We start from the raw sequence: 24,577 nt of genomic DNA, 5'->3' as shown, positions 1-24,577 counted from the left end.
GCCCATGTTGCAAGAGCGACGCCTGAATAGCAAAGGCGAACAATACGTGGTCGGACCGACTGGCACGCCCCTGACCCTGAACGATCTGCCGCCGTCCAACACGGACCGGTGGGTGATCCGGCGCAAGGCCGAGGTCGTCGCCGCTGTGCGCGGCGGTCTGCTGAGCCTTGACGACGCCCTGGCGAAGTATCGCCTGACGGCGGAAGAATTCCTCGCATGGCAGAAGGCCATCGACAAATGGGGCATGCAGGGTCTGCGCACGACGCGGATCCAGAGCTACCGCTCCTAAGGGTTTCCCCGAAGACGAAGAAGGGCCGCATCCGGCGACGGGTGCGGCCCTTTTCGTATGTGGGCCTCGAAATCGCGCCGGTTCCGCACTAAATGGCCGCAATGACCCTGGTCGAAGACATCTGCGCCGTTCCGAACATCGTCCGCACCGACATGGATGCGGCGGTCGAGAGCGCGCGGGCGGCGGTCGGCCTGCCGGTCGGGGCGCGTGTCGTCGCGGCCATGTCGGGCGGGGTGGATTCCACCGTCGTCGCGGCACTGCTGCACAAGGCCGGTTACGATGTCGTCGGCGTCACCCTGCAACTCTACGACCATGGCGCGGCGCTGAAGAAGAAGGGCGCCTGCTGCGCGGGCCAGGACATTCACGACGCGCGACTGGCCGCCGACATGATCGGCATCCCCCATTATGTTCTGGACTACGAAAGCCGGTTCAAGGACGCGGTCATCGACCAGTTCGCCGATAGTTATCTGAAGGGCCAGACGCCGGTCCCCTGCATTCGCTGCAATCAAACGGTGAAGTTCCGAGACCTGCTGGACGTCGCCCGCGACCTTGGGGCCGAGGCCATGGCCACGGGCCACTATGTGCGCCGCGCCGTCGCCGGCAACCGCTCGCAGATGCGCAAGGCGATCGACCATTCGCGCGACCAGTCCTATTTCCTGTTCGCCACCACCCAGGACCAGCTCGACTATCTGCGCTTCCCCTTAGCCGATCTGGAAAAGCCCCAAGTGCGCGGCGTCGCCGCCGAACTGGGCCTGAAGATCGCGTCCAAGCCGGACAGTCAGGACATCTGTTTCGTGCCCTCGGGCGACTACCGCACCCTGATCGACCGCCTGCGTCCACAGGGGCGCGAGGCGGGCGAGATCGTTCACATGGACGGCCGGGTGCTGGGAAGCCACGCAGGCATCACCGACTACACCATCGGCCAGCGCCGGGGGCTGAACGTCGCTGTGGGCGAACCCTTGTTCGTGACGAAGCTAGAGCCGGATACCCGCCGAGTCATCGTCGGCCCGCGCGAAGCCCTGCTGACCGCGTCCCTGACCTTGGAAGAAACCAACTGGCTGGGCGACGAAGCCACCATCGTCGAGGCCGCCGGGGCGAAACTGCCCGTGCTGGCCCGTGTCCGCTCGACCCGTCAGCCCTCCCCTGCCCGCCTGACCCTGATCGACGGCAACGTTCGCGTTGTCTTCGATGACGGCGAAGAAGGCGTGGCCCCCGGCCAGGCCTGCGCCCTTTACGATCCCGTGGACACCGAACGCGTCCTGGGCGGCGGCTTCATTCGGGATACGACGGCGGTCGTCGCATAGCGGCGGTTCATTAAATCGGAGACAGGCCGCATCCGACGTGATGTTCTGTCGCCTCCCTACGGTCATCACACCGACGAGAGGTTCCGATGCGCACCACCGCCTGCCTGGTTTCCGTACTGGCCTTGATGGCCGCCCTTCCCACCGCAGCGATGGCGCAAGCCGCACCGCCGCCCGCCGCCAGCACAGCCGCGCCGTCTTATACGGCGGCCCAGTTCTTCGACACGACCACCTATGGCCTGGGCTACGGCGGGGCCAAGGCCTTCTCGCCCGATGGCAGGTCGGTGCTCATCCGGTCAGACAAGACAGGGGTGTTCAACGCCTACGCCCTGCCCGTCGCCGGCGGCGACCCCGTGCAGTTGACCAACTCGATCACCAGCGCGGTCAATCCGGTCACCTACTTCCCCGCCGATGCGCGCATCCTGTTCACCCAGGACGGGGGCGGCGACGAACTGAGCCATCTGTTCGTGCGAACACCGGACGGCGCAATCACCGACCTGACGCCGGGCGACAAGGTCAAGGCGGACTTCCTGAGCTGGAGCCAGGACGGCAAGACCTTCTTCGTCACCTCGAACGCACGCGACGCCTCGGCTTTCGACGTCATCGCCTATGACGCGACCACCTATGCGCACCGGATGGTGTTCGAGAACACCGGCGGTTTCTCACCGGCCGCCCTCTCACCGGATGGCCGGTGGCTGGTGCTCGACAAGGCGCTGACCAGCGCGAACAACGATCTTTATCTGGTGGATCTGACGGCGCCGGGCGAGCCCAAGCTGCTGACCCCGCACGAAGGCAATGTGGCTTATACCGCCTTCGACTTCACGCCGGATTCCAGGGCCGTCCTGATCGGCACGGACCAGAACGGCGAGTTCCAGCAGGCCATTCGCCACGATCTGGCGGCCAGCACCAACACACCTCTGATCCAGGCGGATTGGGATGTCAGTTTCGTCTTCTATTCGCCGACCGGCCGCTATCGCGTCTCAGGCCTGAACGCCGACGCCAAGACCGAACTGACCCTGCTGGACGCCACGAGCAACCAGTCCGTCGCCTTGACCGGCCTGCCGGACGGCGACATCGGCAATGTGCGTTTCAGTGATGACGAGAAGACCATCGCCTTCACCGTCTCGTCCGACACCTCGCCCGCCGATGTCTTCGTCGCCGATCTGACCACCGGCCGGGCCACTCGCCTGACCCACGCCCTGAACCCCGCCATCGACGAGAACGCCCTGGTCGAGGCGACCATCGTCCGATACCCCGGCGAAGGCGACGTCATGATCCCGGCGGTCCTCTACAAGCCCAAGGGCGCGTCTGCCGCCCACCCTGCGCCGGCCATCGTCCTGGTCCACGGCGGCCCCGGCGGCCAGACCCGTCGCGGTTATTCGGCCATGGTCCAGCATCTGGTGAACCACGGCTATGCGGTCCTGGGCGCCAACAACCGGGGCTCGTCCGGCTACGGCAAGACCTTCTTCCACCTGGATGACAAGAAACACGGCGAGGCTGATCTGCGCGACATCGTCGCCGGGGGCGAATGGCTGAGACAGCAGGATTGGGTCGCCGACGATCAGGTGGCGGTGATGGGCGGATCCTATGGCGGATACATCACCGCCGCCGCACTGGCCTTCCACCCCGAGGCCTTCGCCGCCGGTGTGGACATCTTCGGCGTCACCAACTGGGTGCGGACGCTGGAGTCGATCCCGCCCTGGTGGGGCGCCCAGCGCATCGCCCTGTATGACGAGATGGGCGATCCGGCCACCGACGCCGAGCGCCACCGCCGCATCTCGCCGCTGTTCCACACGCAAGGCATCAACAAGCCGCTGCTGGTCGTCCAGGGTGAGAACGACCCGCGGGTGCTCAAGGTCGAGAGCGACGAACTGGTCGCCGCCGTCCGCGCCAACGACGTGCCGGTCGAATACGTCCTCTTCCCCAACGAGGGTCACGGCTTCACCCGCCGCGACAACCGCATCACCGCCCAGGACGCCTATCTGACCTTCCTGAACAAATACGTGCGGAAATAGGCCTGGCCGGAGGAGGGGCGCGTCGATGCTGCGCCCCTTTTTTTCGACTGTGGAGACGCAATGGATCGACTATCGGCTCGAAGCCGACTGCGCTTACGCCGCGACAGCGTAGACCCTTAGGCGATGCCCGTCCGGATCGCCGGCCACGAAGCTGCGGCCAGGCTGCGTATCCATCGGCGGCGTCAGGATGCGCGCGCCCCGGTCCCACCAGTCGATGTGCGCCTGATCAACCGCCTCGGCCCCCTCCAGAGGAAAATCGACCTCGCAAATTTCCCCGCCGCCTATCCGCCGCAACAGCCCCAGCGCCCGCCCCGAACTCAGCACGAACAAGGCCCGATCCGGCCCCGCCATCACCGGCCCACAGCCGAACAGGCCGGCGTAAAACCGCGCGCTGGTCTCAGGATCCGCGACGGCCAGAAGAATGTCCTCGATCTCGGTCATCGGCCCTGCCCTCGTTTCCAACAGGACTGACCCTAGTCGCCGATGCTGCCAGTTTCCGTCAGCAGTCGTCAGACGCTCTCGACCTTTCGTGCGCCTCGCGCCAGGTCTTCATCAAGGCCTGCCGACGCGCGGGATAGCGCGCCTCCGTCACCTCGGCCTCGACAATGCGATCCGTTCGGAAGCTACGGAAATCGCCTCGCAATTCGCACCAGGCGATCAGCAGTCGCACCCGGTCGAAGAACGCCAGGGCGAAAGGCCACACCACCCGTTCGGACGCCGCGCCCGCCTCGTCGCGATAGCACAGCCTCAGCCGCCGCTCGGTGCGGATCGCCTTCCTCAACAGCCCCGGATCGACCTGGTCCGCCGGGAACGGCGCCCCCGGCACGACCAGCAGGGCCGAGGTCTCCATCTCGTCGCGCAGATCGGGCGGCAGCACCGCCGAAATTCGGCCGAGGGCCGCCAACGCCGCATCCCGCATGCGAGGGTCGGCCCGGTCTGCCACCCAGCGCGAGCCCAGCACCAGGGCCTCGACCTCTTCCGGCGTGAACATCAGCGGCGGCAGCATGAAGCCCGGCTTCAGCACATAGCCGACCCCCGCCTCCCCCTCGATCGTCGCGCCTTGCGCCTGCAGGCTGGCGATGTCGCGATACAGGGTGCGCAGGCTGACGCCCATCTCATCCGCCAACACGTGCCCACTCACCGGCCGACGATGCCGTCGCAGGACGTTCAGCAGATCAAGAAGGCGTTCGGACCGTGACACGCGACGACCCTAGCAGAACTCCTGCCAGAAAACGGCAGCAGGCCGAACCTAGGCCGCTTCCTTTGGCATCACATCGCCGACCGTCGGCCGGTTCTCGGCGCGGGTCAGCAGGATGTCCCTGGGTTTGACGATCTCGTTGCAGCAGCCGCAGGCGATGCGCGGCGTCAGGGTCGAGCCGCAGGTCTTGTGGATCATGTCGATGCCGCTGTCGGCGTCGCCATAGACGTGTTTGGCGCCCCAGCCATGAAGGGTCACCAGCACCCCGTACAAATCCTTGCCCTTTGCGGTCAGGACATATTCGTTGCGCGGCGGGCGTTCGGAATAGAGCTGCGGCTCCAGCACCCCGTGCTGGACCAGGCTTTTCAGACGGGCGGCCAGGACGTTGCGCGCCACGCCCAGATTGTCTTGCCACTGTTCGAACCGGCTAACGCCGTTGAAGGCGTCGCGGATGACCAACAGGGTCCAGGGGTCGCCGATCACCTCAAGCGTGGCGGCGATGGAGCAGCTTTGGCGGCTGTAGTCGGCGGTGCGTCCCATGCGACGAAAGTGACCCCGCGTCAGGCGTTTGGCAAGGGTTGCAAATCCGAACGGTCCAGGTCAGTCTTGTTTGGCAACGGACGTGCGACCCCTGCGGTTCGCCGCCTTGTTCCTTCGACTGCGGCGGGAGATCTTCATCAGGTCTTCCGCCGCCTCTTCGCCTGACGCAGGATTGCGCAATGATGCTGCCGATCTCCCTCGACGCCGCCCTGGCCTTTCAGACCCTGGACGACGGCGGCCTGTCCGCCCCGGTGCCGGGTCATTTCTCCAATGGCCCGTCGGGCATAGCGCCGGAAAAGGGCTTTCCGTTCGGCGGCCTGCTGGCGGCCCTGTGCGCCCAGTCGATGCGACAGGGTCTGGCCCTGACCGCGCCTTTGCGCACCTTGTCGGTGCAATACCTCTCGGCGGCGAAGTTCGGCGAGCAGGTGGCCTTTCGCCCGCGCCTGCTGCGCGGCGGCCGAAACGTCGTCTACGCGGCGGTCGAGGCCGAACAGGACGGCCGCCTGACCCACCATGCCACGGGCACCTATGGGCTGGACGGCGCCACGCCGCCGGTCACGCCCCTGCACCTGCCGCCCCCGCCGTTGGACAGCCTGAACCCCAAAGCCTCCATCCACGGCCCGATGGCCCCGCACTTCTCGCAGCATGTCGAATATCGATTCGACGGCGGTCCCAACATCCTGGGCGGCAACGAAGGTCGGCCCGCGGTCGAGCGCACCTGGATGCGGATGGCGGATGGTCGTCCGCTGGACGAGGTCGGGCTGTGCTACCTGCTGGACGCCCTATATCCGCCGGCCTGGACCCTGTCGAAGACGCCGGCGGCGATGACCACGGTCGACTTGCGCATCGACATCCTGACCGATCCGACGCCGCAGACGGCGCCCGACGGCTGGGCCTTTTTCGAGTTCAGGATGCTGGACCTGGGCTTGGGCTGGACGGTGGACGAGGCCGCCGCCTGGGGCGTCGACGGAACCCCGCTGGCCCTGTCGCGCCAGCGCCGAAAACTGCTGCCGCAACGCACGGCCTGAAGTCAGCCCTCATTCATGATTATCAGCGACTATTCCAAATCTCTGGAGTCGTCCTCATGCGTCGTCGAAATCGCCTCGTTTTCGTATCCCAAGTCGTCGTCGTTCTGGGGGGCTGTCTGATGCTTCAGGGCTGCCTGGTCGGCGCCGTCGTCGGAGGCACTGCGGCGGTCGTCGGCGGCACGGCAAAAGCCACTGGAGCCGTCGTGGGCGCCGGCTTCGACGCCGTCACCACTTCGGACGAGGAAACCAAACTGCGCCGCGAGCGCGAGCAGCGCGATTGGGAACGCGAGCAACGCCGCTGCGAAGAGCGCCAACGCCAGGGCAAGCGCTGCTGATCTAGAGGCTCAGCACGCACCGCTCGTTGATCGTCGGCCGCGCCACCTGAACCCGGCACAGGCCCGGCCAGTCGGGCTGCAGCGTCTTGACGAACCACAGGCACAGGTTCTCCAGGCTGGGCAATTCCAGCCCTTCGTGTTCGTTCAGCATGCCGTGATCCAGCGTCTCCGCCGCCGCCTTCAGCGCCCGATCCAGCGCGCCAAGGTCGGCGACCCAGCCGTGCTCGGCGTCCAGCACCTCGGACCGCACCGTCGCCTCGACCGTGAAGGAATGGCCGTGGACGCGGCGATAGATGCTGCCCTCGGGCTCGTTGGGGAAATGGTGGGCGGCGTCGAAGGTCGCCTGTTTGGTGATCTCGAAGACGGGCATTAGCGGACGCCGATGTATTTGTGGGTCTGGACGCTCAGGCGCCATTGGGGATGGGTCAGGCAGTATTCGATGGCGGCGGCGGTGTTGGCCGCCTGGTCGGGACCGTCCATGGGCTGGAGCCAGAACCGTTCGAAATCGAGGTGTTCGAACCGATCCGGCAGGGCCTTGGCCTGCGGATAGACCAGCTTCAGCTCCTGGCCCTTCACCTGAATCACCGCGGCGTCGGCCTTGGGGCTGATGCAGACCCAGTCGATGCCGTCGGGCGCCGCCAGGGTGCCGTTCGATTCGATGGCGATCTCGAACCCGCGCGCATGCAGGGCCGCGATCAGTGGTGAATCCAGCTGCAACAAGGGTTCGCCGCCGGTGCAGACCACTAGTTTCGGATCGCCCTCGCGCCCCCGCCACATCGCCGCGACATGATCGGCCAGCAGGTCCGGCGTTTTGAACTTGCCGCCCCCGCCACCGTCCGTGCCGACGAAGTCCGTGTCGCAGAAGCTGCAGACGGCCGTCGCGCGATCCTGCTCGCGCCCGCTCCACAGATTGCAGCCGGCAAACCGCAGGAAGACCGCAGGCCGCCCCGCCTGTCCGCCCTCCCCTTGCACCGTCAGAAAGACTTCCTTGGCCGAATATGTCACCGGCTCGCGACCCATTCCGCATGGCCCGCCGCCCGCAACTCGCACGCCGGACAATCGCCGCAGCCATAACCCCAGGCATGCCGATGCGTCCGGTCGCCCCGATAACAGGTATGGCTATCCTCGATAATCAGCTCGACCAGTTTGGCCCCACCCAGCGTATCGGCCAGTTCCCAAGTCTGGGCCTTGGTCAGCCACATCAGCGGCGTGTCGATCACCACCGGCTTGTCCAGCCCCAACGACAGCGCCCGCGCCATCGCCTCCATCGTCTCGTGGCGGCAATCCGGGTAGCCCGAGAAATCCGTCTCGCACATGCCGCCGACCAGCACCTCAAGCCCACGCCGATCCGCCAGGGCCGCCGCCGCGACCAGGAAGATCAGGTTGCGTCCCGGCACGAAGGTCGTCGGCAGACCGCGCGCGTCCATCTCGATCTTGCGATCGGCGGTCAGGGCGCTCTCGGCGATCCGGCCGTAGCCGGTCAGGTCCACAACATGGTCGTCGCCCAGCCGGTCGGCGTATTGCGGCAGGGCTGCGCCCATACCGGCGCGCACCGCCTGACGCGCCTCCATCTCGACCAGATGGCGCTGGCCATAGTCGAAGCCGACCGTCTCCACCCGCTCGAACCGCTCCAGCGCCCAGGCCAGACAGGTCGCACTGTCCTGCCCGCCGGAGAACAGAACCAGAGCCGATGTGGGCAGCTTTTCCAGGATGACGCTCATGACAAATCTGCGGTCGGCCGTTCGGCCGCGCGCATGCACAAAGGGATGGAGACCCAGATGGGTCAGGCGGCCCTCATACACCAGACCCGGATGCGGCGCAAAATCACCGTTTGCATCGATTTGCATCAAGCCGCGCCAGCTTAACCAATCCGCAAGCGATTTTGGGCTCTAGTCCCAACGAGTAGGAGTTCCAGGCAGTATGCCGACCATCGAGACCCTTTCCGAGCGTCCCAAGCCGGTGGCTCCGACGACGCTCGGGTGCGAGGTGCTGGCGCGTTTCGAACGCGAGCCAGACACGCTCGTCATCCCCGTGGTCGATGGAAATCGTCCGGTCGGATTGGTCGAACGCACCGCCTTCCTCCAGAAGATCGCCGCCCGTTTCGGCCACGCCCTCTACGACCTGCGCCCCATCACCTTCGCCATGGACCCAGAGCCTGCGGTGGTCGAGGCCGGCGTCCGCATCGACGCCTTCTGCGACATCATGCTGAAGGGCGGCCCGGCCGCTCTGCTGCGCGGCTTCATCGTAACGCACAACGGCGCCTATCTCGGCGTCGGCACCGCCGCGACCCTGCTGCAGGCCGTCAATACGCGCCAGCGCGAACAGAACGAGGAGCTGGCCGAACAGGCCGCGATCCTCAGCGACACTCGCGCCCAGGCCATCGCCGCCGCTCGCGCCAAGAGCCAGTTCCTGGCCATCATGAGCCACGAGCTGCGCACGCCGATGAACGGCGTGCTTGCGGTCGCAGAACTGCTGCGTCGTCAGCCGCTGAACGCGGCGGCCCAGGCGCATGTCCAGACGATCATGGACTCGTCCGAAACCCTGTTGCGCATTCTTCAGGACGCGGTCGACCTGTCCAAGGCCGAAGCCGGCGAACTGGAACTGAACAACGCGCCCACTGCGCTGCGCGCCGTAATGGACGACATCCAGTCGATGTGGGAGCCGCGCGCCTCTCAGGACGGCGTCACGCTATTGGTCGGTTACGAAGGCGACACCGAGCTGGCCGCCGTCATCGACGGCACGCGCCTGAAACAGGTGTTCAACAATCTGGTCGGCAACGCCCTCAAGTTCGCCCGCAACGGCGTCGTCGAAGCGGGCCTGAAGGCCTGGGTGGAAGGCGAGAGCATCCACATGGAAGCCCGCATCCGCGACGACGGGCCCGGCATCGACACCGACCGCGTCGACTCGATCTTCGAACCCTTCGTCCATGGATCCGGTCCTGACGGGGCAGGCCTGGGCCTGTCGATCTGCCGCCAGGTGATCGACCGCATGGGCGGTCGGATCTGGGCCGAGAACAACAAGGGCCGCGGCGCCACCTTCGCCTTCGATCTGACTGCACCGCGTGCGGCCGTGGAGGTCGAAGTTCAATCGAACGTGTCCGACCTGTCCGGGCTAGACCTGAAGTCGGCCCCGCACATTCTGATCGTCGACGACAACGCCACCAACCGCGTCGTTGCCCAGGCCCTGTGCGAGATGTTCGGTTGCAGCTCCGAACTGGCCGAGGACGGCCTCGAGGCGCTCCAGGCCGTTCAGGAAAGCCGCTACGACTTGGTGCTGATGGATATCAAGATGCCGCGCATGGACGGCGTTCAGGCGACGCAGGCGATCCGCGCCCTGCCCGGCGCCATCGGTCGCGTGCCCATCGTGGCCCTGACCGCGAATGCCGATCCCGAGGACGCCAAACACTATCTCTCCATCGGCATGGCCGCCGTGGTGGAAAAACCGATCAAGCCCGAGCGTCTGCGCATGGCGATGAACGCCGCCCTTTCGGCGGCGCAGGAAGAGGCCGGCGACGCCGACCGGCTCTCTGCAGACGAAGGCGACCGGTCAGCCGCCTGATCCTCAGTCCGGGCGGACGTCCAGCGCCTCCTCGTCCTCTTCGTCATAACCGACGAGACGCAGCGCCCGCGCCTTCTGGCCATTGATCTCAGCCCAGCGAAGCAGGCCCTCCTCCCGACCGTGGGTGATCCAGATTTCCTCAGGCTTCAGCTCGGAGAAGGTCGCCGTCAGCTCGTTCCAGTCGGCATGGTCCGACACGACCAGCGGCAGTTCCACGCCCCTCTGGCGCGCCCGCGCCTTCACCCCCATCCAGCCCGAGGCGAAGGCCGTGACCGGATCGGCGAACCGCCGCGCCCAGCGATCCTGAATGGCGGACGGCGGGGCGATGGCGACCTCTCCACCCAGCGCATTCTTGGGTAGGTCGCGCGTCGGCGCCAACGGCCCCAGATCGATGCCCTCGCGCTCGTAAAGGGCGTTCAGCCGCTCCATAGCGCCGTGGACATAGATGGTGCGATCCCAGCCCGCGTCGCGCAGCAACCGGATGATCCTCTGAGCCTTGCCCAACGCATAGGCTCCGACCAAATGCGCCCGCTCGGGAAACTGGCCCAACGATCGCACCAGCCGCCCGACCTCCTCCTCAGCCGGAGGATGGCTGAAGACGGGCAGGCCGAATGTCGCCTCGGAGATGAAGACATGACACGGCACCGGCTCGAACGGCGCACAGGTCGGATCGCGGCGACGCTTGTAATCGCCCGAGACCACCATGGTCAGTCCCTTCCACCGCACCTCGACCTGGGCAGACCCCAGAACATGGCCGGCCGGGACAAGCCGCAAATCCACGCCGTTGATCGCGGTCGCCGCGCCATAGTCCACCGACTGCGGCTGACCTGTGAAATCGGCGCCGTAACGCTCGGCCATGATCGCCAGGGTCTGGCGCGTCGCTAGCACAGCGCCATGTCCGGCGCGTGCGTGGTCGGCATGGCCATGGGTGATGACGACGCGATCCACCGGTCGAACTGGATCGATGTAGAAGTCTCCCGGCGGGCAATAGAGGCCGGCAGGCGTCGGATGAAGCAGGTCTTCGGGGCGGATCATGTTGCGGTAACGCTCTCGACGCCGTCAGGTCGCCGCCTCATACAAGATGACCCGACAATCGGCGCCAGAAGGTCCAGCCCGCACGATGCAAGAGAGCTTCCTGACCACCATCCTGCCGCAACTGGCCGCCGGCTCCGCCCATACCGGCGCGCTGGGCTTCGCCTTCGATGGATTGCATGACGGCGAACCGCGCATTCGCGTCCCTTGGCGCGAGGATCTGGTGGGCGACCCCAACAGCGGCGTCTTCGCTGGCGGTCTGGTCACCACCCTGCTCGACCACATCGGCGGCCTGGCGGTGTGGACGGCGCTCGACACCTTCCAGCCCATCGCCACCCTGGATTTGCGTGTGGATTACATGCGTGCGGCGCGACCGCGTCAGGATCTTCTGGCCCAGGGGCTCTGCTACCGCCTGACACCGACCATTGCCTTCGTGCGCGCATGGGCGTTCGAGGACGATCCGTCCGATCCCGTCGCAGCGGCCCAGTCCGCCTACATCCTCAACCAGAGCCGTGATCGTTTGGTTGGAGCCGCCGCATGACCGACATTCTGGATCGCATGCCCTATGCCCGTTTCCTGGGGCTTCAGACCCTGGTCAGCGGCGACGAGATCACGGTGATCATGCCGTTTGCCGAGAAGCTGATCGGTAATCCCATGCTGCCCGCCCTGCACGGGGGATCGACGGCCGCCCTGCTGGAAATGACCGCCATGGCCCAGGTCGCGATCATCTTCCCGAGTTCTCGCCTGCCGCGCCCCATCAATGTGACGGTTGCCTATCTGCGGACCGGCCGGCCCATCGACGTCTTCGCCCGAGCCCGCATCAGCCGCGCGGGCCGCCGCGTCGCCCACGTCCAAGCCGAGGCCTGGCAAGAAGAACATGCACAGCCAATTGCGTCACTTACCGCGCACTTTCTGCTGGACAACCAGAGCTAGTCACCGCCGGCCCTAGCGCCGATTCGGCCGGGATTCCCACTGAAGCTGAACTTCACGGCCATCCTTATGGCTGCGCTTCAACGCGCGATTGCCGTACTTATGAAGATATCTCTACCAAGCATGGTTAAGACGTGCTAACCATAAGCCTCTCGTAACCTTATCTGAGGGGCTTTCATGGACCGCACCGAAGTCGTCACCAGCGTTGCTGGCGATCTGCATGCTACCGAACTCGCGATCGACGCCGCGATCACCCAGGCGACGACGCTGGTTCAAGCCTTCATCGGCGCCCGCGCCGCGCTTTCGCTGTCGCCCGTCAGCGGCACGGTCGCCCAAGCCAAGGCAATGGAAACGATCGCCGCTCTGTCGGCCGCGCGCGAGTCGATCGTGGCCTGCCACGCCGAACTGCAAAAAGATCACCGCCGCCTCGGCTACGGCACCTATGCCGCAGGCCCGATCGCGAAACCCGACGATTGGCTGGACCCCAAGTCCGCCCTCACGCCGACGCATCTCCACCGCGTCGCGTGAATTCTTGGTAAGCTTGGCTTACCGAGATTTCAGTCTGAGCTGAATTCGGTCATTATCGCCCCTGCGCATTCAGCGCGGGGGCGATTTTGTTATGGTCAACATCGTCTACGCGATCATTGGCGCCGTCTTCATGGTGGGTATGGCGCTGTTCGCCTTTCTGAAAGGCAGCCACGCTGAGAGGCTTGGAGCCGGGGCCTATCTGTTTGCCTGGTTTGCTTCGATCGTATTGCAGGAGAACAGCGGCTTTCGTGGCCTACCTGCAGGTCTGTTCCTCATCGATCTCGCTGTGCTCGTCGTTTTCATCGGGATCGCCTGGCGTTACCGCCAATCTTGGCCTGTTTGGGCCAGCGGCATTCAGTTGATCACCGTCATGTCCCACATCATGATGCTTACCAAACAGCCCGTTCTTTTAGGCTCCCTGATCACCGTGATGAATTTGAACGGTTATCTGATCATCATCTGCATCATCATCGGCACATTCTACGCTTGGCAGGAACGCCGAGCCGCTGAGATGATAGGTAGAAATTCCTAAACTTGCATAGTACCCTGTGGCCGAATCGGTCGCTGGGACGCCATGCCGCTATCGCACGCCAAACTTTGGAAGGCCGTCGACAGCCTTGCCCGACGGGAAGGCCTCACGCCGTCCGGCTTAGCCCGCCGCGCCGGTCTGGACGCCACCAGTTTCAACCCCTCCAAACGCTTTGGTCCGGGCGATCCGCCGCGCCCGCGCTGGCCATCGACCGAGAGCATGACCCTGGTGCTTCAGGCGACTGGCGTGTCGCTGTCCGACTTCGCGGTCCTGGCCGATGATGCACCGAATAGTCCCACCAACGTACCGCTTCTCGGACTGGCGAAGGCGGGACAGGACGGCTTTTTCGACGATGCCGGCCTGCCGATGGGGGAAGGCTGGGATCAGACCGAACTACCCCGCGCCAAGGACACCTTGTTTAGCCTGAAGATCACCGGCGATTCCATGTCCCCCCTCTATCGCGAGGGCGACCGGGTCATCGTCGATCAGGAGGCGACGCGCGTGCGGCGGGGGGACCGGGTGGTGGCTCGTCTGACCACCGGCGAGACCGTGGCCAAGGAGGTGACCAGCTTGACCAATCGCGCGGTCATCCTCTCCTCCATCAATCCGGACTATCCGCCCCGCATCGTCCCCCGCCGCGAGATCGAATGGATGGCGCGCATTCTCTGGGTCAGTCAGTAGCCGGCCCAGCAAAAAGCCCCGCTCGGATGACCGAGCGGGGCTTTCATTGTCTTCAGCAGATCAGTTGGCCGTGACGTAGTGGGCGTTCACCCAGCCGCCGCCGGCGATTTGAACCCACTCGCCTTGCGAACCCACAGCGGTGAAGGGCTGACCGGCCGACAGGGTGCCGGCTTGGCGATAGTTGGTGCCGGGGCCGCTGCGGATACGCAGGTTGGAAGAGGCGCGATATTGCGAGCCGTTCGACGTGGCCGCTGCACGTGTCCGCTGCTGGTTGCAGCCAATGTACGAACCCGCCGCGGCGCCAGCGCCTGCGCCGACGATGGTGCCGGCCGTGCGTTCGTTACGCGCCAGATTGGAACCCACGACGCCGCCCACGACGGCGCCGATCAGGGCGCCTGCACGCTGGCGACCGCCGGGGGCGTCGCAGTTGGTCACGCCATTGGCTTGAGCCTGGGCGGCCATCGGGGCGGCCGTCACCATGGCGGCCAGAGCAGCGGCCGTGGCCAGACCGATCTTGAAAATCTTGTTCGACATAACTCTTCTCCTGTCAGCGCGTTTGCCGATGAGCAGAGAATGCTTGGACGAACCTGAAGGCTCCCGGAGCTTCGCCGTTATTTTCGGTTCATCTTTGTTGCGGCTACCGGCCTTCGGCCTACTTGCACCGCCAGGATGTCAGGCGACAAGCTCCCCGTTCGCACCCGCCTCGATCAGTTCAATGGTCTGCGGCAGGCCATAGATGGCCGCGAACGAGCCGAAGCGCGGCCCCTGGCTGGCGCCCAGCAGCACCTCGTACAGCGCACCGAACCAGGCTCGCAGCGGCTCGAACTCATGCGCCTTGCCGACCGCATAGACCTCGTTTTGGATTAGCTCGCCATCGGTCGTGTCCGCCGGCAAAGCCTTCAACCGCGCTGCCAGGTCCAGCAGCGCCGCCTTTTCCTTGTCGTCCGGCAGGCGGTACGACTTCGAGGGCTTCACGAAGTCCTCGTAATAGTTCAGCGCCGATCCCATCAGCCGGTCCAGCAGCGGCTCGTTCTGCGGCGTCGCCTCGGGCAGGTATTTGGCGAAATAGGCCCACAGTTGGTCCTTGGTCGAGGCGTTGGCCACGCCGACCAGGTTCAGCAACAGGGCGAAGGACACCGGCGAGGTGTGCGTCGGCGGATCGCCCGCATGGATCGACCAGACGGCGTTGTCGATCCGTTTGGCCGGCTCCTGCGTCTTGTAGCTTTCGATGAAGGCGAGATAGTCGTCGATCGCGCGCGGGATGACGTTGAAGTGCAGGCTCTTGGCCGACTTCGGCGACTGGAACATGTACCACGACAGCGACTCTGGCGTGCCGTAGCGCAGCCACTCGTCCATCGTCAGGCCATTGCCCTTGGACTTGGAGATCTTCTTACCCTCGATGTCGAGGAAGAGCTCGTAGTTGAAGCCTTCCGGCGGCGTGCCGCCCAGGGCGCGGCACAGCTTGGAGCTCTCGCGCACGCTCTCGATCAGGTCCTTGCCCGACATTTCGTAATCGACGTCCAGCGCGACCCAGCGCATGGCCCAGTCGGGCTTCCACTGCAGCTTCACATGGCCGCCGGTGACCGGAACTTCGGTGCGGTTGCCGGGTTCGCCGGCCGGGTCCTCGAAGGTGATGGTTCCCTTCTCGACGTCGCGCGCCAGCGTCGGCACCTGCAGCACATGGCCGGTGATCGGGCTGACCGGCAGGAAGGGCGAATAGGTGGCGCGCCGCTCCTCGCCCAGGGTCGGCAGCATGATGGCCATGACGGCGTCGAACCGCTCCAGCAGCGTCAGCAGTGTCGCGTCGAACCGGCCGGACTTGTAGGTCTCGGTCGAGCTCATGAACTCGTAGTCGAAGCCGAACGAATCCAGAAAAGCCTGTAGCCGCGCATTGTTGTGCGCCCCGAAACTGTCGTGCGTGCCGAACGGGTCGCGCACACGGGTCAGGGACAGATGCAGGTCTTCGCGCAGCATCTCCGGGTTCGGAATGCCCTCGGGCACCTTGCGCAGCCCGTCCATGTCGTCGCTGAAAGCGATCAGCCGCGTCGGCCAATGATCACCCGTCAGGGCGCGGAAGGCGTTGCGCACCATGGTCGTGCGCGCCACCTCGCCGAAGGTGCCCATGTGCGGCAAGCCTGACGGCCCATAGCCGGTCTCAAGGATCACCGGCCGTTGCAGCGCCGGGAAGGTTGCCAGCGCCTCGTCCGCCTTGCCCGCGTCGATCAGCAGCTTCGCCGCGTCCCGCTCGGCGTCGGTCAGACGCTTCTTCAGCACATGGGCCAGCAGATTGCGGGCTTGTTCGAACGGCCAGGACTTGGCCTCGCGGGTGAGGGTTTCGAGGTTCTGCAACATGGCGGCGGTTTGCAGTCTGCAACTCGCGGGGTCAACGCCTTATCCTTCCCGCGTTCCGTCACCCTCGGGCTTGTCCCGAGGGCCCACTTGTCCGCGAATTTCGAGCGATGACGGTTGGCAGGTCGTTGGTCCGGCCGCGTTCGGGTCCGTGTCAGCTGTGGGCCCTCGGGACAAGCCCGAGGGTGACGGGTTTTAGAACTTCAGCCCTTGGCGGCGATCACGATCACTTCGACCAGATAGTCCGGCGACGCCAGTCGGCTCTCGCCCGTGGCGCGGGCGGGGGGATTGACGGTGTCCACCCAGGCGTCCCAGACGCTGTTCATCGCATCGAAATCGCCGATGTCGGCCAGCCAGATCTGAGCCATCAGGATCTTTGACTTGTCGCTGCCCGCCTCGGCCAGCAACGCCTCGACCTCGGCAAGCGCGGTCTTGGTCTGGGCGATGACGTCGTCGCCGGGCTCTCCGACCTGGCCGGCCAGATAGATGGTGTCGCCGTGGATGACGGCTTCGCTCATGCGGGCGCCGGGCTGGATGCGGGTGGTCATGACGAGGGTCCTTCTGGAAACACCCCTCACCTATCGCCGCCCGCCCCTCGCCTGTCGAGCGGTTAGCGGCGGCTGAACCGTGCGACGGTCAGCCCTACGACCAAGGCGCCGGCGGCAACGATCAGGGCATCTTCGATCAGTCCGCTCTTGGTTTGGCCGATGCGCGCCATCGCCTGCTTGCGGCCGGCCAGCGTCAGATAGGCCAGTGGAACGGCCGTCGCGACGGCGACGCCGGCGCCCAGTTTCTCCTTGCCGCGCGGGGCCAGGGCTGATCCTGCGATGCCTGCGCTCATCACCCGCGCCAACAGGCCCAGGAAGACCGTGCGATCCGGCGCGGACTTCATCTTGTCGCCGAAGAGTTCGCCCAGGCCCATGAACAACGCCCCGAACTTGAACAGCGGCTGGTTCAACAGGAAGACACGCCCCGGCGTCGGCTTGTGCGCCAACTCGGCCGCGGCGATCGCCGCCATCGGGGTCATGGAACGGGCGCTGGCGACGGCGCCGATGAGTGCGGAGGGCAGCAGTTCGGTGATCTTCATGCCGTCTGAACACCGCAAGACGACGAGGGTTCAGCCACGCGCCGCCAGAACGTTTCGGATCGCCAGGCTGGAGTGGATGCGCGACACCCCCGGCAGGCGCGACAGCACGTCCTTGTGGATCACCTCATAGGCCGCGATATCGGGCGCCACGGCCCGCACGATATAATCCGCCTCGCCCGCCATCAGATAGCAATCGCGGATTTCGGGATGGTTGCGCACCGCCGCCTCGAACCGGCGCATATGGTCGTCGGTCTGTTTCTCCAGCGTGATCTCGACATAGGCCACTACCCCGTCGTCGGCGTCGTTGGCGAGAACGGCGGCATAGCCCCGGATCACGCCGCGTTCTTCAAGCCGCCGGACCCGACGCAGGCAGGCCGACGGCGACAGACCGATCTCTGCGGCCAAGTCTGCATTGCTCACACGACCATCGGCGCGAAGTCGCTGAAGAATGCGCTGATCGATGGGATCCAGCAGGGTCACAAGTTTACGCCTTTCGACCGCAGATAATTGCGTCTCGACCTTACCAGCCGCAGACTATTGCGCAAACAGACAGGATCATCGAACGACGCGAGGGTAACTTACGCGCGAACAAGCGATTTGCTCGGGGTCTTCATATGCGCGTTCTGGTGCTCGGAGCCGGCGTCATCGGCGTCACCACCGCCTGGTATCTCAATCAGGCAGGCCATGAGGTGACGGTGGTGGATCGCCAGGCGGGTCCGGCGCTGGAAACCAGCTTCGCCAACGCCGCTCAGATTTCCCCCGGTTATTCCGCGCCTTGGGCCGCGCCGTCGATCCCGGTCAAGGCGATGAAATGGCTTCTGATGCGCCATGCCCCGCTGATCGTTCGCCCTCGTCTGGACATGGCCATGGTGCGCTGGACGCTCGCCATGCTGCGCAACTGCACTCACGACCGCTATGCGCTGAACAAAAGCCGCATGGTGCGTCTGGCCGAATACAGCCGCGACCAGATCGACCTGCTGCGCCGCGAGACCGGCATCGCCTATGAGGGCCGCCAACAGGGCACGCTTCAGCTGTTCCGCACCCAAAAACAGCTGGCCGACGTGCACAAGGACGTGGACGTGCTGAAGGCCGCCGGTGTCCCGTGCGAGGTTCTGGACCGCGCTGGCTGCATCGCCGCCGAGCCGGGTCTCGCCGCCTCCGATGTCGATTTCGTCGGGGGGCTGCGCCTGCCGCATGACGAGACCGGCGACTGCTTCCTGTTCACCAACGCCCTGGCGAAGCTGGCGGCGGACCGAGGCGTGGTCTTCCATCACGAGACCGAAATCCACGCCATAACGACCACGGACGGACGCGCGACCGGCACCCTGACCAGCAAGGGCGCGATGACCGCCGATCTGGTCGTCCTGGCGCTGGGTTCCTATTCGCCGATGATGGCCAAGCCCCTGGGCCTGGATGTGCCGGTCTATCCGGTGAAGGGCTATTCGATCACGGCCCGGATCCTGGACGAAGGTCGCGCGCCGGTCTCCACCGTGATGGACGAAAGCTACAAGGTGGCGATCACCCGCCTGGGCGACCGCATCCGCGTCGGCGGCATGGCGGAGCTGTCCGGCTACAACAACACCCTGCCCGCCCTGCGCCGCGAGACATTGGCCCATTCTGTCGGCAGCCTGTTCCCCGGCGGCGGCGACCTGGCAGGCGCCAGCTACTGGTCCGGCCTGCGTCCGATGACGCCCGACGGTACGCCCGTCATCGGCGCGACGAAAATCCCAGGCCTCTACTTGAACACCGGCCACGGCACCTTGGGTTGGACTATGTCGTGCGGCTCGGCCCGCGTGCTGGCCGACATGATCGACGGCCGGTCGCCCGAGATCGACGCCCACGACCTGTCCCTGAACCGCTACGGCGCCTGGGCCGGGGCGTTTGCACCGGGATACAACTGAACATCAGACGCTGGCTGGCAATTTTTACGGTCTAAAGTGTCTAATCCGTCTGTTCTCTCGGCGTCGGCGCCCTGAGGCGCTGACGAGAATTCACCGTCTAGAGTGTCTAATTCGTCTAATCTCCCGGTGTGGTCGCCGTGAGACGCAGGCGGGCAGTCGCGGTGTGTGTTGCCTGAACTTACGCTGTCAAAGACCGGCAGCCATCCTAACACGCGGATAGGGCGCGCTAGGGTAAAAGCCGTTCGGGCGACAAATCCCTTTGGAAATCAAGGACCGGTGCGACGGAAATGCGCTGGCGACGCGTCCTGGCGTGGCGCGGCGCGTCGGAGCGCCCTATAGAGCGCGCGATGAAGACCGCCGATTTCGATTTCGACCTGCCCGAAGACCGGATTGCGTTGCGCCCGGCCGATCCGCGCGATTCCGCACGGCTGCTGGTGGTGAAAGGCGGCGCGCTGGAGGATCGGGTCATCCGCGACCTGCCCGACTTTCTGCGCCCCGGCGACGCCCTGGTGTTCAACGACACGCGCGTCATCCCCGCTCGTCTGTCGGGAGTACGCCAGCGCATAGGCGCCGAGGGTGAAACCCTGACGGTGGAGGTCGAGGCGACGCTGCATCACCGCGACGCTCCCGATGTCTGGTCAGCCCTCATGAAGCCGGGCAAGCGCATCAAACCGGGCGACCGGGTTCGCTTCGGAAACGAGAGCGACGCCGCCTGCGACCTGGGCCGTCTGGACGCCACCGTCACGGCGAAGGGCGACGACGGTCTGATCACCCTGACGTTCGACCTGTCCGGCCCGGCGCTGGACGACGCCATTCGCGACGTGGGGGTCATGCCCCTGCCGCCCTATATCGCCGCCAAAAGGCCCGAGGACGACCGCGACCGTGCGGACTATCAGACGGTCTTCGCCGAGCATGACGGGTCGGTCGCGGCCCCCACCGCCGGCCTGCATTTCACCCCGGCCCTGCTCGACGCCATCCGGGCCAAGGGCGTATCGACCCACGCCGTGACCCTTCACGTCGGCGCCGGCACCTTCCTGCCGGTCAAGGCCGACGACCTGGCCGATCACAAGATGCACAGCGAATGGGGCGAGGTTTCACCTGAGACCGCCGCCGCGTTGAACGCGGTTCATGCGAACGGCGGCCGCATCGTCTGCGTGGGCACCACCAGCTTGCGTCTGCTGGAAAGCGCGACGGCCGAGGACGGCGAGATCAAGCCCTTCCACGGCGACACGGCCATCTTCATCACGCCGGGCTATCGGTTCCGGGCAGTCGATGTGCTGATGACCAACTTCCACCTGCCGAAGTCGACGCTGTTCATGCTGGTCAGCGCCTTTGCGGGCAGCGCGACGATGAAGGCAGCCTACGCCCACGCCATCGCCGACGGCTATCGCTTCTATTCTTACGGCGACGGGTCGCTGCTGTTCCGCGACTGATCGCGGGTCAGGGCCACAGGCGGCCGGATCGCCAGGCCTCGCCGTCACGCTCGAACCGCAGCCGGTCGTGCAGGCGGAACGGCCGGTCGCGCCAGAATTCGACCGACTGCGGCGCCACCCGCCAGCCGGTCCAATGCGCGGGACGCGGCACGTCCTGGCCGTCGAACCGCGCGGTTTCGCGGCCCACGGCCTCTTCCAGCACCGTGCGATCCGAAAGGGACCGAGACTGGTCCGAGGCCCAGGCGCCGATCCGGCTTTCGCGGGCGCGGCTGGCGAAATAGGCGTCGGCCTCTGCCGCCGACACCGGCTCGACCGCGCCGCGCACCCGCACCTGACGCCGCAGCGACTTCCAGTGGAAGGTCAGGGCGGCGGCGGCGCAGGCCGCCAGTTCAACGCCCTTGGCGCTCTCGCTGTTGGAATAGAAGGTGAAGCCGCGCGCATCGACGTCTTTCAACAGCACGATCCGCGCATCCGGCAGACCGTCCGCATCGACGGTGGACAGGGTCATGGCGTTGGCGTCGTTCGGCTCATGCGCCCGCGCGTCGGCCAGCCATTCGACGAAAAGTCCGATGGGTTCGGCGCGCGCGAAGATGGTTTCGTCGCCATTGGCGGCCAGGGCGGCGGCATAGTCGCGGGCGTATTCCTCACGCGACGGGCTGGGGGGGATCACGGATGCGGTCATGTGGGTGATCTAATCCCTGTGAGGCGTTCTGGAAATGATCGAGGTCAAAACCGACCCGTTCCGCATCACGGTTAACCGCCCATTGACCCTGATGGGCGAACGGTGACGGCATGAGCGCGTATCGTCACCCCTCCGATGTTTCCGGCGTCCGCGAGGCCCTTTCGACGCTGGGTCTCAGCGGCGATGTCGACGCCGCTGCGCTGAAGACCGCCTTCCGCGCGGCGGTGAAGGCGGCGCGCCCCGACCAGACCGGAGGCGACGCCGAGCGGTTCCGCCGCGTGATCGCCGCCTATCGCCTGATCCAGGCGCATCAACCCGCCCGTCCGGCTCTGTCCGCTCCCAAACAGCGCCCCGCGCCTGCGCCGGTTCTGGTGCTTAGCCCGATGCAGGCCATCGCCGGCGCGCGCGTCGAACTGCGGCTGGGCGCGCGAGTGGTGCGGGTCACGGCGCCGGCGGGCCTGCGAAGCGGCGATCATTTGCGGCTGCGGCGCGGCGCGGTAGATGGCGGCGACCTTTATCTGTCGGTCCTGATCCGGCCCGAGGACGGCTTGTCGGTCGTCGGCGACGACATCTTCATGACCTGGCCCACGGAACAGCGCCTGATGGCCGATGGCGGCCGGGTCGAGATCGAGACCCACGCGGGCGCGCGCTCGGCCTGGATCACGGCGGACATGGCCGCGCCTGTGCGCGTTCGTTTGAAAGGCCTGGGCCTGCCGGCGCGCGGATCGCGCGAGGCCGGGCATCTGTTCGTGACGCTGACGCCGTCGTCGGACGTGCCCTCGGCGGCGGAAGACCTGCTGCTGCGGTTCACGCGGGTCTGGACGCAAGAGCGTCTGGCGGCATAAGTCACCGCATGTCGCACAATACCTTCGGCCATCTGTTTCGCGTGACCACCTGGGGCGAGAGCCACGGGCCGGCCATCGGCTGTGTCGTGGACGGATGCCCGCCGATGATCCCGCTGACCGAGGCGGACATCCAGCCGTGGCTGGATCAGCGCAAACCGGGCGGCAGCCGCTTCGTGACCCAACGCAAGGAAAGCGACACGGCGCGCATCCTGTCGGGCGTCTTCGACGACGGCGAGGGCCCGGTCACTACCGGCACGCCGATCTCGATCATGATCGAAAACGAGGACCAGCGGTCCAAGGACTATGGCGAGATCGCCCGCGCCTATCGACCGGGCCATGCCGACTATGCCTATCAGGCCAAATACGGGGTGCGCGACCACCGGGGCGGCGGACGGTCCTCGGCGCGCGAGACCGCCAGCCGCGTCGCGGCTGGCGCCGTGGCGCGCAAGGTGCTGGGCGAAGGCGTCAGGATTCGTGCAGGCGTGGTGCAGATCGGGCCCCACCGGATCGCACCCGATCAGGTCGATTTCGACGCCGTATCCGGCAATCCGCTGTTCGCCGCCTCGGCCGAGGTCGTGCCTGCGTGGGAGGCCTATCTGGACGGCGTTCGCAAGGCCGGGTCGTCGGTGGGCGCCGTGGTCGCTCTGGAGGTCACAGGCGTTCCGGCCGGCTGGGGCGCGCCGATCTATGGCAAGCTGGATTCCGAACTGGCGGCGGCCCTGATGTCGATCAACGCCGCCAAGGGGGTCGAGATCGGCGCCGGCTTCGACGCGGCCGAACTGACGGGCGAAGAGAACGCCGACGAAATGCGGCTGGACCTGAACAAGCAGCCGGTCTTCCTGTCGAACAAGGCGGGCGGCGTGCTGGGCGGGATTTCGACGGGTCAGCCGGTGACGGCGCGGGTGGCGTTCAAGCCGACCTCCTCGATCCTGACCTTACGCCAGACCGTTACGCGCGACGGCGAGGAGACGGACCTGCGCACCAAGGGGCGCCATGACCCCTGCGTCGCCCTGCGCGCCGTGCCGGTCGTGGAAGCCATGGCCGCCTGCGTCCTGGCCGACGCCTTTCTGAGGCACCGCGCCCAGGTCGGTTGAGACCTATCGCGTGTTTCGGCGCGCGATGGGGGCGATGGATTGAGGACTGGGCGTCCGGCCGGATTCAGGCCGTAGCCGAGCCTCGACCGCCCGATCTTCCTGCCGCATCAGGGCGACGAGGCCCGACAATCCCGTCGTCATCACGATCATCGCTCGACTCCTGCAACTGCGAACCGTTTGCAGGTTTGCGCATGTTCGGGCGTCGTGCAAGAGGGATCGGTCGGTGGCGTCGAACTCAGGAGATCAACCGTGCGTGAAGACGGAAAACTGGACTATCTCGAACTGCCTGCCGCAGACCTGCCGGCGACCAAGGAATTCTACAGCCAGGCGTTCGGCTGGACCTTCGTGGATTACGGCCCGACCTATGCGGCCTTCGATCAGGGGCTAGACGGCGGGTTCGACGCCGACCAGGCCGAGCGGACCAGGACGCCCCTGCCCGTCCTGTACGCCAATGACCTGGAAGCCATGCTGGCCAAGGTCGAGGCGGCCGGCGGGCGTATCCTGAAGCCGATCTACGCCTTCCCCGGCGGTCGTCGGTTCCACTTCGCCGATCCAGCCGGGACCGAAATGGCGGTCTGGTCCGAGGGCTGAGGCCTAGCGAGCGTCGATGGCCTGGCCGATCCGTTCGGCCAGATCCCGGTCGGCGCCGGTGACGCTGGCGATCCACACGTGGATTTCCTTGGGGGCGGTCGCGCGCTGGAACAGATGTTCCATGGCCAGGCGTCGCGCGCCCTCCGTCACCACCACCGAGGCGCGGCCGCCGGCGCGCACCATCTCGCCGTCATAGATCGGAAACTGCGACGAGGGGCCGGCGTAGATCATCAGCAGGGTCTGGTCGCCGCGCTGGACCCGATAGATGTTGGCGTCGGCGCCTGCTCGCGCAGGCGTGATGGCCAGGCCGGTGGGCAACTCAATCCTGAACGGCAGGGCGGCGATGGCGGCGGCGTCGAGCGCGCTCTGCGTAGGCGATACGGGGGGCGGTGTTTGCGTGTCGGCGGGCGCAGCCGTCACAGCTTGAGGCGCAGCAGTCGGCGGCGTCGTGGTTTGCGCTGAACGCGGATTCGTTGTCGAGGCCGCGGGACCTTGCGAGGCACCGGGAGGCGCGGCCCCTCGGCTGGGAGTTTGTGTCGGTCTGGTCGTCGTGGAAGTCAGCGGCGCCGGGCGAGGGGTCGCAGCCGGGGTTTGACCAATGGGAGGCAGGGTCTGCGTCGTCGCGCGGCTA

30 protein-coding genes are annotated in these 24,577 nt (G+C 66.2%); 16 read left to right on the top strand and 14 right to left on the bottom strand.

Annotation, left to right across the window (positions count from 1 at the left end; all coding sequences use genetic code 11):
• The first annotated feature begins 4 nt into the window (after positions 1 to 4).
• The 3 genes from sciP (at position 5) to ACZZZD_RS00630 (ending at position 3,605) form a co-directional block, all read left to right on the top strand.
• The gene (sciP, locus tag ACZZZD_RS00640; RefSeq protein WP_026108337.1) at positions 5 to 289 is read left to right on the top strand and encodes a CtrA inhibitor SciP; all 285 of its coding nucleotides are present in this window, start codon (positions 5 to 7) and stop codon (positions 287 to 289) included.
• 92 nt (positions 290 to 381) lie between these two features.
• Positions 382 to 1,593 carry a tRNA 2-thiouridine(34) synthase MnmA gene (gene mnmA / locus ACZZZD_RS00635; RefSeq protein WP_463431671.1) on the top strand — a complete coding sequence of 404 codons (1,212 nt, stop codon included), beginning with the start codon at positions 382 to 384 and terminating at the stop codon, positions 1,591 to 1,593.
• Positions 1,594 to 1,679: 86 nt separating this feature from the next.
• Positions 1,680 to 3,605 carry a S9 family peptidase gene (locus ACZZZD_RS00630; protein ID WP_463431669.1) on the top strand — a complete coding sequence of 642 codons (1,926 nt, stop codon included), beginning with the start codon at positions 1,680 to 1,682 and terminating at the stop codon, positions 3,603 to 3,605.
• Between the two features lie 93 nt (positions 3,606 to 3,698).
• Here the strand turns inward: ACZZZD_RS00630 and ACZZZD_RS00625 are convergent, their stop codons facing one another.
• Genes ACZZZD_RS00625 through ACZZZD_RS00615 form a run of 3 tightly spaced genes read right to left on the bottom strand, consistent with a single transcriptional unit; the run spans position 3,699 to position 5,343 of the window.
• A complete protein-coding gene (locus tag ACZZZD_RS00625; protein WP_463431667.1) occupies positions 3,699 to 4,046 on the bottom strand; it encodes a VOC family protein in 348 nt (115 codons plus the stop codon).
• Between the two features lie 58 nt (positions 4,047 to 4,104).
• A complete protein-coding gene (locus ACZZZD_RS00620) occupies positions 4,105 to 4,806 on the bottom strand; it encodes a helix-turn-helix transcriptional regulator (protein WP_463431665.1) in 702 nt (233 codons plus the stop codon).
• Positions 4,807 to 4,854: 48 nt separating this feature from the next.
• Complete coding sequence (locus ACZZZD_RS00615) at positions 4,855 to 5,343, bottom strand: winged helix-turn-helix transcriptional regulator (protein WP_135195212.1); 489 nt, start codon at positions 5,341 to 5,343, stop codon at positions 4,855 to 4,857.
• Positions 5,344 to 5,522: 179 nt separating this feature from the next.
• Here ACZZZD_RS00615 and ACZZZD_RS00610 point away from each other — a divergent pair, with 179 nt between their 5' ends.
• Both ACZZZD_RS00610 and ACZZZD_RS00605 read left to right on the top strand, forming a co-directional pair.
• Positions 5,523 to 6,371, top strand: a complete 849-nt coding sequence (locus tag ACZZZD_RS00610; RefSeq protein ID WP_463431662.1) for a thioesterase family protein — start codon at positions 5,523 to 5,525, stop codon at positions 6,369 to 6,371.
• A gap of 119 nt (positions 6,372 to 6,490) precedes the next feature.
• The gene (locus ACZZZD_RS00605; protein ID WP_463431660.1) at positions 6,491 to 6,706 is read left to right on the top strand and encodes a hypothetical protein; all 216 of its coding nucleotides are present in this window, start codon (positions 6,491 to 6,493) and stop codon (positions 6,704 to 6,706) included.
• 1 nt (position 6,707) lies between these two features.
• On the opposite strand, the gene ACZZZD_RS00600 is transcribed toward ACZZZD_RS00605, so the two are convergent.
• From ACZZZD_RS00600 to queC, 3 genes are read right to left on the bottom strand one after another with little or no spacing between them, the layout of a single operon-like run.
• Complete coding sequence (locus ACZZZD_RS00600; protein ID WP_426022794.1) at positions 6,708 to 7,076, bottom strand: 6-pyruvoyl trahydropterin synthase family protein; 369 nt, start codon at positions 7,074 to 7,076, stop codon at positions 6,708 to 6,710.
• Complete coding sequence (gene queE / locus ACZZZD_RS00595; protein WP_463436040.1) at positions 7,076 to 7,711, bottom strand: 7-carboxy-7-deazaguanine synthase; 636 nt, start codon at positions 7,709 to 7,711, stop codon at positions 7,076 to 7,078. Before queE ends, ACZZZD_RS00600 begins: the two co-directional genes overlap by 1 nt.
• The gene (gene queC, locus ACZZZD_RS00590) at positions 7,708 to 8,427 is read right to left on the bottom strand and encodes a 7-cyano-7-deazaguanine synthase QueC (RefSeq protein WP_463431656.1); all 720 of its coding nucleotides are present in this window, start codon (positions 8,425 to 8,427) and stop codon (positions 7,708 to 7,710) included. Before queC ends, queE begins: the two co-directional genes overlap by 4 nt.
• Positions 8,428 to 8,626: 199 nt before the next feature.
• On the opposite strand from queC, the gene ACZZZD_RS00585 reads away from it, so the two are divergent.
• Positions 8,627 to 10,264, top strand: a complete 1,638-nt coding sequence (locus ACZZZD_RS00585; protein ID WP_463431654.1) for a response regulator — start codon at positions 8,627 to 8,629, stop codon at positions 10,262 to 10,264.
• A 3-nt stretch (positions 10,265 to 10,267) separates the two neighbouring features.
• Here the strand turns inward: ACZZZD_RS00585 and ACZZZD_RS00580 are convergent, their stop codons facing one another.
• Positions 10,268 to 11,299 (bottom strand): ligase-associated DNA damage response exonuclease, encoded by a 1,032-nt coding sequence (locus tag ACZZZD_RS00580; RefSeq protein ID WP_463431652.1) that lies wholly within the window; start codon positions 11,297 to 11,299, stop codon positions 10,268 to 10,270.
• Between the two features lie 85 nt (positions 11,300 to 11,384).
• Between ACZZZD_RS00580 and ACZZZD_RS00575 the strand changes: the two genes are divergently transcribed.
• The 5 genes from ACZZZD_RS00575 (at position 11,385) to ACZZZD_RS00555 (ending at position 13,964) form a co-directional block, all read left to right on the top strand.
• Positions 11,385 to 11,837, top strand: a complete 453-nt coding sequence (locus tag ACZZZD_RS00575; protein WP_463431650.1) for a PaaI family thioesterase — start codon at positions 11,385 to 11,387, stop codon at positions 11,835 to 11,837.
• The gene (locus tag ACZZZD_RS00570) at positions 11,834 to 12,229 is read left to right on the top strand and encodes a PaaI family thioesterase (protein WP_463431648.1); all 396 of its coding nucleotides are present in this window, start codon (positions 11,834 to 11,836) and stop codon (positions 12,227 to 12,229) included. The genes ACZZZD_RS00575 and ACZZZD_RS00570 overlap by 4 nt, the downstream gene beginning before the upstream one ends.
• 174 nt (positions 12,230 to 12,403) lie before the next feature.
• On the top strand, positions 12,404 to 12,754 hold the full coding sequence (locus tag ACZZZD_RS00565) for a hypothetical protein (RefSeq protein WP_463431646.1): 351 nt from the start codon (positions 12,404 to 12,406) through the stop codon (positions 12,752 to 12,754).
• Positions 12,755 to 12,845: 91 nt separating this feature from the next.
• Entirely contained in the window at positions 12,846 to 13,286 is a 441-nt protein-coding gene (locus ACZZZD_RS00560; RefSeq protein ID WP_463431644.1) for a hypothetical protein, read from the top strand.
• 42 nt (positions 13,287 to 13,328) lie between these two features.
• Entirely contained in the window at positions 13,329 to 13,964 is a 636-nt protein-coding gene (locus tag ACZZZD_RS00555; protein WP_463431642.1) for a S24 family peptidase, read from the top strand.
• 60 nt (positions 13,965 to 14,024) lie between these two features.
• Here the strand turns inward: ACZZZD_RS00555 and ACZZZD_RS00550 are convergent, their stop codons facing one another.
• From ACZZZD_RS00550 to ACZZZD_RS00530, 5 genes are all read right to left on the bottom strand, one after another.
• Positions 14,025 to 14,498: an SH3 domain-containing protein gene (locus ACZZZD_RS00550; protein ID WP_463431640.1), complete on the bottom strand. Its 474-nt coding sequence runs from the start codon at positions 14,496 to 14,498 to the stop codon at positions 14,025 to 14,027.
• 138 nt (positions 14,499 to 14,636) lie between these two features.
• The gene (locus tag ACZZZD_RS00545; protein ID WP_463431638.1) at positions 14,637 to 16,316 is read right to left on the bottom strand and encodes a lysine--tRNA ligase; all 1,680 of its coding nucleotides are present in this window, start codon (positions 16,314 to 16,316) and stop codon (positions 14,637 to 14,639) included.
• 200 nt (positions 16,317 to 16,516) lie between these two features.
• A complete protein-coding gene (locus tag ACZZZD_RS00540; protein ID WP_463431636.1) occupies positions 16,517 to 16,861 on the bottom strand; it encodes a RidA family protein in 345 nt (114 codons plus the stop codon).
• Positions 16,862 to 16,923: 62 nt separating this feature from the next.
• Positions 16,924 to 17,400: a hypothetical protein gene (locus ACZZZD_RS00535; protein ID WP_463431634.1), complete on the bottom strand. Its 477-nt coding sequence runs from the start codon at positions 17,398 to 17,400 to the stop codon at positions 16,924 to 16,926.
• Between the two features lie 30 nt (positions 17,401 to 17,430).
• Entirely contained in the window at positions 17,431 to 17,880 is a 450-nt protein-coding gene (locus ACZZZD_RS00530; RefSeq protein WP_372693378.1) for an Lrp/AsnC family transcriptional regulator, read from the bottom strand.
• On the opposite strand from ACZZZD_RS00530, the gene ACZZZD_RS00525 reads away from it, so the two are divergent.
• Positions 17,796 to 19,301, top strand: coding sequence for a D-amino acid dehydrogenase (locus ACZZZD_RS00525; protein ID WP_463436038.1), 1,506 nt, complete (start codon positions 17,796 to 17,798; stop codon positions 19,299 to 19,301). The two genes, ACZZZD_RS00530 and ACZZZD_RS00525, sit on opposite strands and share 85 nt — an antisense overlap.
• A gap of 347 nt (positions 19,302 to 19,648) precedes the next feature.
• Complete coding sequence (gene queA / locus ACZZZD_RS00520; RefSeq protein ID WP_463431632.1) at positions 19,649 to 20,734, top strand: tRNA preQ1(34) S-adenosylmethionine ribosyltransferase-isomerase QueA; 1,086 nt, start codon at positions 19,649 to 19,651, stop codon at positions 20,732 to 20,734.
• Between the two features lie 7 nt (positions 20,735 to 20,741).
• On the opposite strand, the gene pdxH is transcribed toward queA, so the two are convergent.
• Complete coding sequence (pdxH, locus tag ACZZZD_RS00515) at positions 20,742 to 21,416, bottom strand: pyridoxamine 5'-phosphate oxidase (protein WP_463431630.1); 675 nt, start codon at positions 21,414 to 21,416, stop codon at positions 20,742 to 20,744.
• Between the two features lie 110 nt (positions 21,417 to 21,526).
• Here pdxH and ACZZZD_RS00510 point away from each other — a divergent pair, with 110 nt between their 5' ends.
• The 3 genes from ACZZZD_RS00510 to ACZZZD_RS00500 all read left to right on the top strand — a co-directional run bounded on the left by ACZZZD_RS00510 (position 21,527) and on the right by ACZZZD_RS00500 (position 23,946).
• Positions 21,527 to 22,261 carry a DnaJ C-terminal domain-containing protein gene (locus tag ACZZZD_RS00510; protein ID WP_463431628.1) on the top strand — a complete coding sequence of 245 codons (735 nt, stop codon included), beginning with the start codon at positions 21,527 to 21,529 and terminating at the stop codon, positions 22,259 to 22,261.
• Positions 22,262 to 22,269: 8 nt separating this feature from the next.
• Positions 22,270 to 23,355, top strand: a complete 1,086-nt coding sequence (gene aroC / locus ACZZZD_RS00505) for a chorismate synthase (RefSeq protein ID WP_463431626.1) — start codon at positions 22,270 to 22,272, stop codon at positions 23,353 to 23,355.
• A 249-nt stretch (positions 23,356 to 23,604) separates the two neighbouring features.
• Entirely contained in the window at positions 23,605 to 23,946 is a 342-nt protein-coding gene (locus ACZZZD_RS00500; RefSeq protein ID WP_463431624.1) for a VOC family protein, read from the top strand.
• A gap of 3 nt (positions 23,947 to 23,949) precedes the next feature.
• On the opposite strand, the gene ACZZZD_RS00495 is transcribed toward ACZZZD_RS00500, so the two are convergent.
• Entirely contained in the window at positions 23,950 to 24,366 is a 417-nt protein-coding gene (locus ACZZZD_RS00495) for a hypothetical protein (protein WP_463431622.1), read from the bottom strand.
• Positions 24,367 to 24,577 lie beyond the last annotated feature (211 nt).

It is taken from the genome of Brevundimonas sp. AC546 (assembly GCF_979258305.1).
The sequence above is the reverse complement of the archived record's forward strand: the minus strand, read 5'-3'. Positions and strand labels throughout refer to the sequence as shown.